At 65.2% G+C, this 12601-nt stretch carries 12 protein-coding genes; 9 read left to right on the plus strand and 3 right to left on the minus strand.

Features of this window, described 5'->3' with window-relative positions; translation table 11 throughout:
- Positions 1–489: 489 nt before the first annotated feature.
- A complete protein-coding gene (locus tag AZG88_RS47260) occupies positions 490–1116 on the minus strand; it encodes a hypothetical protein (protein WP_156517782.1) in 627 nt (208 codons plus the stop codon).
- Between the two features lie 407 nt (positions 1117–1523).
- Positions 1524–2864: an MFS transporter gene (locus tag AZG88_RS47265; RefSeq protein ID WP_231914463.1), complete on the minus strand. Its 1341-nt coding sequence runs from the start codon at positions 2862–2864 to the stop codon at positions 1524–1526.
- A gap of 537 nt (positions 2865–3401) precedes the next feature.
- On the opposite strand from AZG88_RS47265, the gene AZG88_RS47270 reads away from it, so the two are divergent.
- From AZG88_RS47270 to AZG88_RS47285, 4 genes are read left to right on the plus strand one after another with little or no spacing between them, the layout of a single operon-like run.
- A complete protein-coding gene (locus tag AZG88_RS47270) occupies positions 3402–4268 on the plus strand; it encodes an alpha/beta fold hydrolase (protein ID WP_061045008.1) in 867 nt (288 codons plus the stop codon).
- A 23-nt stretch (positions 4269–4291) separates the two neighbouring features.
- Positions 4292–5077 carry an SDR family NAD(P)-dependent oxidoreductase gene (locus tag AZG88_RS47275; RefSeq protein WP_061044994.1) on the plus strand — a complete coding sequence of 262 codons (786 nt, stop codon included), beginning with the start codon at positions 4292–4294 and terminating at the stop codon, positions 5075–5077.
- A gap of 23 nt (positions 5078–5100) precedes the next feature.
- Positions 5101–6210: a zinc-binding dehydrogenase gene (locus AZG88_RS47280; RefSeq protein ID WP_061044993.1), complete on the plus strand. Its 1110-nt coding sequence runs from the start codon at positions 5101–5103 to the stop codon at positions 6208–6210.
- On the plus strand, positions 6210–7088 hold the full coding sequence (locus AZG88_RS47285; RefSeq protein ID WP_231914464.1) for an isocitrate lyase/PEP mutase family protein: 879 nt from the start codon (positions 6210–6212) through the stop codon (positions 7086–7088). The genes AZG88_RS47280 and AZG88_RS47285 overlap by 1 nt, the downstream gene beginning before the upstream one ends.
- A 271-nt stretch (positions 7089–7359) precedes the next feature.
- Here AZG88_RS47285 and AZG88_RS47290 read toward each other — a convergent pair whose 3' ends face one another.
- Positions 7360–8256, minus strand: coding sequence for a helix-turn-helix domain-containing protein (locus AZG88_RS47290; RefSeq protein ID WP_061701450.1), 897 nt, complete (start codon positions 8254–8256; stop codon positions 7360–7362).
- Positions 8257–8495: 239 nt separating this feature from the next.
- Here AZG88_RS47290 and AZG88_RS47295 point away from each other — a divergent pair, with 239 nt between their 5' ends.
- The 5 genes from AZG88_RS47295 to AZG88_RS47315 all read left to right on the plus strand — a co-directional run bounded on the left by AZG88_RS47295 (position 8496) and on the right by AZG88_RS47315 (position 12483).
- Positions 8496–9272 (plus strand): carboxymuconolactone decarboxylase family protein, encoded by a 777-nt coding sequence (locus AZG88_RS47295; RefSeq protein ID WP_061044990.1) that lies wholly within the window; start codon positions 8496–8498, stop codon positions 9270–9272.
- Positions 9269–10114 carry an SDR family oxidoreductase gene (locus AZG88_RS47300; protein WP_061044989.1) on the plus strand — a complete coding sequence of 282 codons (846 nt, stop codon included), beginning with the start codon at positions 9269–9271 and terminating at the stop codon, positions 10112–10114. The genes AZG88_RS47295 and AZG88_RS47300 overlap by 4 nt, the downstream gene beginning before the upstream one ends.
- 63 nt (positions 10115–10177) lie before the next feature.
- Positions 10178–11017, plus strand: coding sequence for an SDR family oxidoreductase (locus AZG88_RS47305; protein ID WP_061044988.1), 840 nt, complete (start codon positions 10178–10180; stop codon positions 11015–11017).
- A gap of 21 nt (positions 11018–11038) precedes the next feature.
- Entirely contained in the window at positions 11039–11452 is a 414-nt protein-coding gene (locus tag AZG88_RS47310) for a (R)-mandelonitrile lyase (protein ID WP_061044987.1), read from the plus strand.
- 38 nt (positions 11453–11490) lie between these two features.
- Complete coding sequence (locus AZG88_RS47315) at positions 11491–12483, plus strand: quinone oxidoreductase family protein (RefSeq protein ID WP_061044986.1); 993 nt, start codon at positions 11491–11493, stop codon at positions 12481–12483.
- Positions 12484–12601: the final 118 nt, after the last annotated feature.

Below are 12601 nucleotides of genomic sequence, written 5' to 3' on the forward strand. Positions count from 1 at the left end.
GTTGCTACCGCGCCCCCTGGCCACTCCTGACCCGGGGGCGCGATATGTCCCGATTCGTCCTGTCCAGGTCGCTACCGAGACATGCTGACCAGCAATTGATTCAGAGGTAATCCGATCACACACTATCTCCGGCCGCAAGCGGAACCGACGTGCGCCCGATCACCGCATTCCCCGGCGCTGTGCCCGCTCAGAACCTCAGCGATCCTGCCACAATCGCAGTCACCAGCCGCTGCCATCAGTGCCCTGACTACTTGAACCGAGGCCGGCCCGGGCGATACGACATCCACTGCTGTACCGCCAGGCGCCGGCACATCACCTCGCCGATGCTCAGCAGTAAGGATTTTCGACGATCTTGTGTTCACGGCACATAATACGTTCCTGCGCAACAGGTTCCGGTACGAGTGCGCCCGTCGCCAAACAGGGTCGTATGGTGTCAGCGCGCGGTGGGCCCGTGCGATGCTCGTCGGATGGTGAAGCGCCGCATATGCATCACAGACTGTCGAGAAGGGAGCCCCAGCCACCGGAGGTCTCGCGAACGCCGAGGAGACTGAGGATCTTCCAGAAGAATGCGGCGTCGCTGGAGATCACGGGCTTCCCAAGATCTGCCTCGAGCGGCGCAATGATGTCCATCGTGTGAACCGCGGCGCCGGACATGATGATGCAGTCTGCCTCGGGCGCCTCGGCCGCGACCTCACGCGCACTCTTGTACGCGTAGCTGGCCGGGTACCAGAGGTTCCTACCGTCCACCGACTCCTCGTCGGGGAAGCGCTTCTGGTCGACCCAGTTCTTGATGGTCAGCACACGAATGCCGCCGGCCTCCAGGAATTGCGTGTACCGCTCACTCAGCTCTCGGCTGTAGTAAGTCGATGAGATGGCAACGGTTTTGTACCCCCGCTCCTGCAGTGCCTCGACGATGGACAGGCCCATCAATGCGACGGGTTTCCCGGAGGCCTTTTCCAGTTTTGTGGAAATGTCTTCGGCCCACTCGAGACCCGTACCGCCGGCGAACGAGAACGGCGTGCCGACCTGGCCGACGATATCGACGCCGGCCGAGCCGAGTGCAGCGGCGGAGGTCTCGAGCTGCTCGACTGCCCGCTTGATATTCGTGGCATCCACGCGGAAGTTCGGTACGTACGGGAAGGTCTGGTATACACCCACTCCCTCCGGAGCGACACGCGCGAGCTCGACGTGAGCGTTCTCGATAACCGGTGTAGAGATCAACCCGACCTTGCCACGCCAACCATAATCAGCAGACCAATGCGTCATTTTCCTCGAGCTCCCTTTGTCTTTTCGATAAATTCATACTGCCCCTACGGCCGGGCATGTCGTGATGTAGCGCGACGAAGGAAACAGCAGTTGCGCCATTCCCACATCGTGGATTCCCGTGATCGGGTTTTGCAGCCTCTCGAGGGCTGGATTCGGTTTGTTCCCGCGGCGCCCGACTCCGTCGCGCGAGTCAGGAATATTCTGCACACGGACTAACCTGGGGAGTCAACTCTCGAGCGCATCACGATCCGGCGCTCTCACACTCGGGTGAGGTTGGCCTTTCGAGTGTCTCCCAGCATCATCGTGGAGCCGGCACTGATCGCGCAGAACACTGCAATCATCAGCGATACCGCAATGACGCCCAGATCAAGGGTCGTTGCCAACGCCGCGGCGACCAGGGGGCCGAATCCACCACCGATCATACTGGACAACTGGTACGCCAAGGACGTACCGGTGTAACGAGATTCGGTCGGAAACACCTCGCTGAGGATCGCGCCGACGGGACCGAGGCACGCGGATTCGATCACCCCCATGGAGATGAAGAAGGCCAGGAACACGAGTGCTGCAGAGCCCGAGCCGATCATGGGAAAGATCAAGAACGAGAAGATTCCGAACAGGATCGCTGCCGGCACGTAGACAACGCGTCGCCCGACCTTGTCCGAAAGCGCGGCGAAGAGCGGCACACCGACGACCATCACGGCTAGCGACACGGTCAGGGCGTTCAGCATGAGTCCTCGCGAAGCGTCGGTGTGGGTCGTTCCCCACGAGACGACGAAGATCTTGACGATGGACTGAGCCATGACAGGGCCGACGTACACGCACAGCGCCAGCACGAGCCGTCCCGGGTGGTTGCGAATCAAGTGTACGAAGGGTGCCTGCTTGCGGGTCTTCGTCTCATTCTCTCGTTCGTCGACCGAAGCCTCGAAGACCGGGCTCTCCTGGACGTTCATTCGAATGTAGGCACCGATTGCAATCAGGACCACCGATGCCAGGAACGGGATGCGCCATCCCCAGGTCATGAATTGATCCTCGTTCAGAAGTCCCAAGACGGCGAACGACGCGGTAGCCAGAAGTGCCCCGAGCGCCGCTCCGACGCCGGTCGCGCTTCCGAAGAGTCCGCGAGATTTCTGCGGGCCGGTTTCAACCGACATCAGCACCGCACCGCCCCACTCGCCACCGACGGCAAGCCCCTGGATCAGGCGAAGGGTCACGAGCAGCACTGGCGCGAGGCTGCCGATCTGCGCAGTAGTCGGCAGGAGTCCGATGAGCATCGTGGAGACACCCATGAGGACCAGGGTGATCATCAGCACGGACTTTCGTCCCGTTCGGTCGCCGAAGTGACCGAACACGACCCCACCCAGCGGACGCGCCAGGTATCCGGCCGCGAATGTCGCCAGCGAGGCGATCACTCCAGCAGCCGGGGCCATGCCGGAGAAGAAGATCGAACCGAAGACCAGGCTTGCGGCGGTCCCGTAAATGGCGAAGTCGTAGAACTCGACGACACTGCCGATGAGACTCGCCAGGTACGCGCGGCGCTGGTTGCGGGCACTGGGACCGGACTCGAGGGCAGGCCTCGCCGCTGCTGATTCCGTCGCCATGGCGCTCCTTGGAAGATCGGTTTGTGACATTGGATGTAGCCAGCCTTTCCTTCGCCCGCCCGAGTTATGTGACGTTCGTCTCGCGGCTCGAGGAGATAATTGGAACACGGACTATCTCCATCCGCAAGAGATGCGGGGTGGATTTGGACAATCAAATCTCCGCAGGCTCACCGCCGGTCCGGCGAACCGAGCCTGCGCGGCACGGGACCTGCCTGGCCGCATATCTATGCAGGTCCAGGAAGCCTTAGTGGCGGATTGCAAGCCGGAGGTCTCCGACCGGAGCGGTTTCCGAACCGAGTCGATCCGACGGCGAGTCTCGAGCACTGATGATCCGAATCCAGGATTTGCTCTGCGTACTGATCATTGCGTGGATGGGTCCCACTTTCCCGGCGCAACGCGGGCTGCCACTTCCGCGCCGCGCGACCCTGAACAATCCCTCCAGCGCTGGGCATGTGGGTTGACAACGACTGCACCACGCAAGATGATCAGTGGACAAACTATCTTCGGGTTCGCCCGACCTCCGACGAGGAGCAGCCGTTGTCCGCAGATAATGTCCGCCGCCCGAGGGCCGTCCTCCAAACGGCCCTCGCCGACCTCGCATCGTTGCGGGCGACCAGCCGCTGGGTCGACACAGGAACACTGAGACTCCACGTGCTCGACTACGGCGGGAACAAACCGCCGATGGTGATGTTGCCCGGAATCACCAGTCCTGCAATCACACTGGACTTCGTAGCGAGCGAGCTGCTCGACCTCGTCCGCCCCGTTGTCATCGACATGCGAGGACGAGGACTCTCGGACAGCGCCGAGTCGTACTCCTTGAAGGACTATGTCGATGACACGCGAGCGGTGATCGATTCCCTGCATCTTGAATCACCGGTCCTGTTCGGGCACTCGATGGGTGCTCGAGTAGCAGGACTCGCAGCATCCCTCGATGCGGAGAAACTGGCCGGCACCATCCTCGTCGACCCACCGATGACGAGCGGCCCAGGCCGCGGGCCGTACCCCGTCACGCTGCACGACTTCGAGGATCAACTCGTCGCGGCGAGGCGCGGCTTGGATCCGGCGGACATGGCGCGAACCTGGCCGACCTGGCCGCCACGCGAACTGGGACTTCGTGCTCGCTGGCTGTCGAGTTGCGCGGACGAAGCCATCGCTCGAACACACGAGGGCTTCGAGAGCGACGACTTCTTCGACTTCTGGCCGGGAGTCCCGGAGCCGACCGTGCTGATCTACGGGGCCGACAGCCCCATGGCTTCCGGGCAATCCATCGAAGAAGCAAAGCTGTCCAACCCGAAGGCGCGATTCGTGAAAGTGCCGGGGGCCGGCCACATGGTCTTATGGGACGCACCGGAGCGGGCGCTCTCTGCGCTGCGTTCGGTACTCACCGACTGGGACACCAAGTAACGATGATACGGAGGACACACTGAATGACTGAATCTGAATCGGCACGTTCGCGCGGGGCGATCCTCACCGGTGCCGGTGGTGGCATCGGGACCGCCACCGCTGTCCAACTTGCCCACGACGGCTACGCTCTGGCGCTCGTGGACCGCGACCAGCAGCAGTTGGACCGCGTGGCGGATCTGGTCCGCGCAGAGGTTCCGACTGCCGAGCTCCGGACGTACGTCGCCGATGTGACGGATGGCGCGGCAGTGGCGCACTACATGCAGAGCGCGGGGGCCGAACTCGGCCCGATCCGGCTTCTGGTCAACAACGCAGGTATCGAGGGCCGCGTCTGCGCGATCCATGAGTACTCCGAAGAAGAGTTCGATCGGGTGTGGGCCGTCAACGCACGCGGAACCTGGCTCAACATCAAGCACGTGGTGCCGCTGTTGCTCGCGGACGGCGGCTCCATCGTCAACGTCGCCTCGGTTGCCGCACTCCGCTCGTCGGTGCTGTTGGCGCCCTACGTGGCGAGCAAGCACGCTGTCCTGGGTCTCACCCGATCGGCAGCCAGTGATTTGGCGCCCCACGGCATTCGGGTGAACGCGGTCTGCCCGGGGCCGGTCGATACGCGCATGATGAATTCGTTGAGCGAGCAACGCGTGCAGGCTACGGGCGGAGCCGATGGAGCGGCGGGCCTCGTGTCGCGGGTGCTTCTCGGGCGCATGGCCGAGCCGAGCGAGATCGCCTCGGTTGTCGGTTTCCTGGCATCCCCTGCCGCTTCCTACATCACCGGCAGCGCAATAGTGGCTGACGGTGGCCTGTCGATCTGAAACCTCACGTGAAGAAGGCGGTAATGCAGCAGATGCGTACTGGCAGAAGGGCCGTCCTGGTCGAGCCCAACAAACCCTTGGAGATCTGGGAGTCCCCGGTGGACCCGCCCACCGGGGCCGACGTGCTGGTGGCGGTGGAAATGGCCGGAGTGTGCGGCACTGACTACCACTTCTACCTCGGTGAAGTGCCCATGCCCGGGCCGATGGTCCTCGGTCACGAAGGCATCGGCCGAGTGGTCGAGTGCGGGCCCGAAGCAACAACCGACAGCGCCGGTAATCCCCTCGCGAAGGGCGACCGCGTCTACTGGGTTCCCCTGAAACCATGTCACCGGTGTCACGCATGCACGGTCTTGGAAGACACGTCCCTGTGCCCTAACCAGTCCCCCGGCCGGTTCCGGGATCCACGGCTCACGCCGTTTGCGACGTACACCGACTTCGCGCTTCTTCCGAACGGAATGACCTTCTTCAAGGTCCCGGAGGACACCCCGTCCGAGGCGGTCATCGCCTTCGGTTGCGCGATGCCGACAGTGCTGCACGCCATGGAGCGCCTGGGCCAGATCCGCTTCGGGGACAGAGTGCTTGTCCAGGGCGCTGGGCCCGTCGGCCTGGCAGCGACTTTGGTCGCCAGCCTGTCCGGGGCCGGCGAGGTGGTCGTGATCGGAGCCCCGGCGTCGAGACTCGACATGGCAAAGCGACTGGGGGCTACATCGACCATCGACCTCGACGTGCACGCCACCTCCGCGGAGCGCATTGCAGCCGCGAGGGAGGTCATGGACGGGGGCGCCGACATCGTGATCGAGGCCGCGGGAAAGCTCGCGGCGTTCGGGGAGGGAACCCAACTGGTGGCACGTGGTGGCCGCTACCTCATCGTCGGCCTATGGTCGGCCCCCGGGACCACGATGCTGGAACCTCGAAAGATCAACAACGACAACGTCCGAATCATCGGATCCGCGCTCTCGCGACCCAGGCACATCTTCAAGACGATCCAACTGGCGCAGCGCTACCACGCGCAGTTGCCACTGACCGAGGTCGTCTCGCATCGATTCGGGCTGGAGGACGCGCAGAGCGCAATCGAGGCTGTCGGACGCCATGAGCCGATCAAGGCGGTCATCCAGCCCGGAATGGAGGCATGATGGCTCGTCGGGCACTGCGCCAACTCCTCACGGGACCCGGCCCGTTGATTGTTCCGGGCGCCTACGATGCGCTGTCGGCCCTCCTGGTCCAGCAGGCCGGGTTCAAGGCTGCATTCATGTCCGGCTACGCGGTCTCGGCGGCACTGCTGGGTAAGCCCGACATCGGCTTGCTGACTGGCAGCGAAATGGTCGACAACGCACGACGTATGGCTGCCGCAGTCCAGATTCCTCTCATCGTCGACGGCGACACCGGCTACGGCAACGCCATCAATGTGATGCGGACCGTAGAGACCTACGAGCAGGCCGGAGTCTCCGCGATCCAGCTCGAAGACCAGGTGACCCCCAAGCGTTGCGGTCACATGTCGGGAAAGCAGGTGATCGACCGCGCGGAAATGCTCGGCAAGATTCGGGCGGCCGTCGACGCCCGCGAAGATTCCGACCTCATGATCATCGGCAGGACGGATGCGGCATCCATCGAAGGAACCGACGCGGCGATCGCGCGTTCCCAGGCCTATGCCGATGCCGGGGCCGACATCCTCTTCGTCGAAGCGCCGGATGACGTCCGAGAGATCGAGAAGATCGCATCGAGCCTCGCACCGCTGGCGCCACTGGTCTTCAAGGTCCCGGAAGGGCGGCAATCGCCGCCGCTGTCGTTCGACGACCTCGCCGATCTGGGCTTCTCGATTCTCCTCCTGCCCATCGGGACGCTTCTCGCAGCCACAGCAGCGATGCAGCGCTCACTTCGAGAGCTCTCCACCGACGGTTCCCCGGTCGAGGCCGAGACTTCGCCACCCACGTTCGAAGGATTCAATGACCTGGTGGGCCTGCCTGCCATGCGGGAACTCGAGAACCGGTACGCCGATTCGCACGAAGCGTAGACGCGCATAGACCAGTGTGATCCCGTCGGTAGACGACAGGATCAGGCCGTCGCAGCCCCCGAATTCCGCCGCGGCCGTCACGTCGGTGAGCGATGTGGTCTGCGGGACGAAGTGCGGGAACGTAATTGAGTCGTGCCTCTTTACCGGGAAGCCAGGACGACGTCGGCGGTCGCGGTGGTCGTCCTCCACGCGGGAGACGCGCGTGGTGCCGGGGAGTCGGGGAGGTCGGCCCCCTGAACAAGGATCCACGCAAGTACGACCTGCGTTGGCGTCAGCCAGACTGTTCCGCGCCGCGGTGGGTGGCGAGCTCGCCGGCTTCTTCGAGGGTCGCGGCCCAGGTGGCGAGGAGTTTGAGGCCGTCGGCGGCTGGACTGTCCTTCGGTGCGGTGTACACCAGGAGGATGAGGCCGGGATGGGCAGGGAACTCCATCGCCTCGAAGTTCAGCCCGAGCTTTCCGACGGCGGGATGGCGGATCTTCTTGTACCCGGTTCGGTGAAACCGGACGTTGTGCGCCGCCCACCGGGTCCGAAATACCTCACTGCAGGTGGATAGTTCGCCGATCAGCTCGATGAGTTGTTTGTCGTGGGGGTTACGGCCGGCTTCGGAACGAAGCATGGCGGCGATGTCGTCGGCGGCGCGGTCCCAGTCGACGTAGAAGTCGCGCGCAGCCGGGTCGAGGTACACGAACCGGGCGTTGTTCGCCGGTCGGCGCGCGTCGGCGAGCACCGGCGCGTAGAGGGCGCGGGCCAACCGGTTGGCGGCGAGCATGTCGTGGCGGGCGTTGCGCACCCAGGCGGGTGCGTCGGTGATCGCGTCGAGGACCAGTTGCACATCGGCCGTGACCCCCGCGGTCTTCGAGCGGCGCTGCCGGACGGGTCCGGGTTCGGCGGCCCGGGCGAGGTCGAACAGGTGTGTGCGCTCGGCCTCGTCCAATTGCAGGGCGCGGGCGAGGCCTTCCAGGACGCCGGCGGAGGCGCCGGCGAGGTTGCCGCGTTCCATCCGCACGTAATAGTCGATGCTGACGCCGGCGAGCAGGGCCACTTCCTCTCGGCGCAACCCAGGAACCCGCCGGGTACCGCCGAAGGCGGGCAGTCCGGCCTGTTCGGGGTTGATCCGCGCCCTCCGGGAGGTGAGGAACTCCCGGACCTGTGCTCGCTGGTCGTCCATGCGTTCCACGGTATGCGGACCGGCACGGCCGAGGGAGGTACTGCCGGTACCTGGAAGAGCAGTGACTCCCGCGAGTGCCCGATCGCGCGTTTGCTCGAATGGTGACCACCTCGCATGACCGACCGCCGGTCGCGGCGCCGCCGCGGCGATCCTCGCGACAGCCCTGATCGGCCACCCCTGACGAACGCCGCGCTCCGGTGCGGCATCGAGTACGACGAACCCCCGGAAGAGAGTTGGACATGGCGATCACCGAAGCAGCCCGGAACAATCACGACGAGTTGTTTCCGGGGCACGTCTCGACGTTGAAAGATACGGATCCGGAGCTCATCGAGGTGTTCGACAACTTCGCGTTCGACGAGGTGCTGCAGTACGGCGACCTGAATACCCGTACGCGTCTGATGGTGCAACTCGCCTCGATGATCGCGAGCCAGGCACTGGCCGAGTACCGGGTCGTGCTGGGCGCAGCTCTCACCGTAGGAGTGAGCCCCGCGGAGGCCAAGGAGGTTGTGTATCAGGCGGTCCCGTACGTCGGCATGGCGAATGTCTTCGACTTTCTCCACGCGACGAACGACGTGCTCACCGAGCGTGGCATCAGCCTCCCCCTGGAAGGCCGGGCGACGACGACGGCCGGGGACCGGTTGGCGAAGGGTTTGGCCAAGCAGAAGGAGATCGTCGGCGCAGACGCCGTCGACGGGATGTACGACGCGGCAGCACCGGACGAGCTCCACATCCAGCGCTACCTGTCGGCGAACTGCTTCGGTGACTACCTCACGCGCAGTGGTCTGGACTTGCCGACCCGTGAGTTGCTCACGTTCGCGATGCTGGTCTCCCTCGGTGGTTGCGAACCCCAGGTCAAGGGACACACGATGGCGAATCTCCGCGTCGGGAACACCCGGGCCGATCTGCTCGCCGTCCTCACGCACCTGCTGCCGTTCATCGGCTACCCGCGCACGCTCAACGCCCTGCGGGTGCTGAACGAGTCCGCCCCCTCCGCCGACCGTTCATCGCAGTCATGACCGAACGTACCTGGCTCATCACCGGCGTCAGCAGCGGCTTCGGCCGCCACCTCACCGAGCAACTGCTCGAGCGCGGCGACCGCGTGGTCGGCACCGTCCGCCGACCGGAGTCCGTCGACGAACTGACCAGCCGGCATCCGGACCTGTTCCGGGCCGAGGTGCTCGACGTCCGTGGCACCTCGGCCTTGCGCGCAGCCGTGACCCGAATTGTCGCGGACTTCGGCCGGATCGACGTGGCGGTGAGCAACGCCGGATACGGCCTGTTCGGTGCCGCTGAAGAGCTCACCGACGAACAGATCGACGACATGATCGCCACCAACCTCACCGGGTCCATCCAGTTCATCCGTGCCGTGCTCCCGCACATGCGGGCTGCCGGCGGAGGCCGGATCGTCCAGCTCTCGACGTACGGCGGACAGGTCGCGTTCCCCGGCAACTCGATGTACCACGCCACCAAGTGGGGAATCGAAGGCTTCGTAGAATCGGTGGCGCAGGAGGTGGCGCCGTTCGGCATCGGCATGACGCTCGTCGAACCCGGTGGCGCGCGCACCGACTTCCGCTACCGCGGCGCCCAGATCGCCGAACCGATTCCGGACTACGACGCGACACCCGCGCACAACTTCCGGAAGATGCTCGACCCCGCCGCCGGCCTGGCGCCCGGAGACCCGGCACGAATGGCCGCGCGCATCATCGAAAGCGTGGATGTGGAACCGGCACCGCTGCGCCTCATGCTCGGCTCGCAGGCACTCGAGTCCACCCTCGCGGTACTCCGCACACGCGTCGCCGACTTCGAGTCCCAGACCGAACTCGCCGCCTCCACCGACTTCCCTCCGGAAACCGACTGAGTGGCCGGAAGTCGAATTCATCCATACAAAATGCACGACCGAAGACTCGAGAGACACATACTGATGAGCAAGGTCATTCTGGTCACCGGCGCAGGCAGAGGGCTCGGCACCGACATCGCCCGCACGGCCCTCGCAGGTGGCCATCAGGTCATCGCCACCGGCCGCCGCCCCGAAAAAGTGCAGGAACTACTGGGTGAGAGCGACAACCTGCTGGCCGCCGCCCTGGACATCACCGACCCCGGCGACGCCGAGGCCGTGGTCGCCGCCGCGGTGGAGCGGTTCGGCCGGATCGACGTACTGATCAACAACGCTGCCACCTTCCAAGCCGGATACTTCGAGGAAATCTCCGACTCCGCGATGCGTGCGCAGGTGGAGACGAACCTGTTCGGCCCCATGAACGTCACCCGCGCCGTCCTGCCCCACATGCGCAAGCAGCGGTCGGGGCACATCATGACCGTCTCGTCGCTGGCCGGGATCATCGGCCAGGAATTCTGCGTCGCCTACGCCACCACGAAGTTCGGTGTCGAGGGCTGGATGGAGTCGCTGAGCTACGACCTCGAACCGTTCGGGATCAGGACGACGATCGTCGAGCCCGGGTTCTTCCGCACCGAACTCCTCGAAGAGGCGTCCACCACCTGGGCCGACCAGTCGATCGACGACTACGCCGAGCGCACCACCCAGACCAAGGCGGCCTGGCAGTCGATGAACGGGCAGCAGACCGGCGACCCGCTCAAGCTCGCCCAGGCACTGGTCAAGGTGGCAGAGCTGGACAAGCCGCCGCTGCGGTTCGTCGCCGGATCCGACGCGATCCCCGCCGTCATCGACAGGGGACGTCAGATCAGCGCGCAGGCCGAGGCCTCCCGCGAACTCGGCTTCGACCTCGACCTCGACCTCGACAACTGACACATCACCAGGAGACAACTCATGGAATTCATCGATCCCGTCCCGACCGGCAAGGGTCCGGCCGAGTGGTTCACCGGCGATGTCTGGTTCGACGTCATCTACGCCGGGAAGGAACCCTCGCGGGCGCGCACGAACATGGTCCGTTTCTCGCCCGGCGCCCGCACGTTCTGGCATCACCACGTCCTCGGGCAGACCCTGCACGTCGTGAGCGGGACCGCGCTCGTCGGCACCCGCGACGGTGTCGTCTTCGCAGCCCAGCCCGGGGAGACCGTCACCTGCCCTGCCGGTGAAGAGCACTGGCACGGCGCCACCGACGACCGGTTCATGGAACACCTGGCCATCTGGGAAGGCGACGGGTCCAGCACGCCGGAGACGACCTGGCTCGAGGAAGTCACCGACGAGCAGTACCACGCGCCGCGCACCCGCCGCTCCTGACAACCGTGCCCGACTCGTTCCCGGAGGAGAGACCACACATGACTGACACGATGCGCGCCCTCGTCGGCGGGATCGGCCCGGAATGGGTCATCGATGAGGTCCCCGTCCCGCAGCCCGGGCCGGGTGAGGTGCTGATCCGGAACCGGGCCGCGGCGACCAACAACGCCGATATCCCGATGCTCGCCGAGGCCGATCCCACCCACGGTGGTCACGGCAAGAGGTTCATCGCAGGCTTCGAGTACGCCGGCGAGGTTGCCGCACTCGGCGAGGGCGTGGATACCTGGCAGGTCGGTGACGCGGTGATGGGGTCGATCCCGTCGGCATTCGCCGAGTATGTGGTCGCCGACCACCGGTTCGTCCTGCCCCGCCCGGAGGGACTCGACCCGCAGATCGCCTGTGCGCTGCCGACCGGCCTGCTGACCGAGCACGGTGCGCTCACCACCGCCGGATTCACGGCCGGGCGGAGCGTGCTCATCACCGGTGCGTCGACCGCGATCGGTCTCATCGGCGCCCAGATGGTCAGGGCATTGGGTGCCTCGCACGTGATCGGCACAACCCGCAGCAGCGCCAAGCGGGCCCTGCTCACCGATGCGGGGGTCGACACCGTCATCGTCACCGGCGAGCAGGACCTCACTGCGGCGACCCTGGCGGCGACCGATGGCGAGGGTGTCGATGTCGTGCTCGACCACATCGCCGGGCAGACGTTCGCAGACTGCCTGCCCGCGACGAAGGAGGACGGCCACGTGGTCAACATCGGCCGCCTCGACGGCGCCGAGTCGACGATCAACCTCGACCACCTGTCCTACCGCCACCTCACCGTCCACGGCGTGTCCTTCGGCTTCACCCGCGACTGGGAGATGGCCGGCATCATCGCCGGGCTCCTACCTGAGGTCATCCCGGCCGTCGCACGTGGTGAGATCCGTCCCGTGATCGACCAAACCGTGGAGCTCACGCAGGTCCAGAGAGTTGCCGATCGGCTGCGTTCCGGTGAAGCGGTCGGCAAGATCGTCCTCACCCTCGCCTCGGCGTGAGGATGCCCGGCCGGTTCCCTGTCGCGGCGGTGACGCTCGTCCGAGGACGATCCGCCGGCACCGGAAACAACATGAAACTTTCTTCCGCAAGACGGTTTTCGCGTCGCTCTGCACGAAA

The sequence above is a fragment of the Rhodococcus sp. LB1 genome (assembly GCF_001583455.1).
Taxonomy (GTDB): Bacteria; Actinomycetota; Actinomycetes; order Mycobacteriales; family Mycobacteriaceae; genus Rhodococcus_F; species Rhodococcus_F opacus.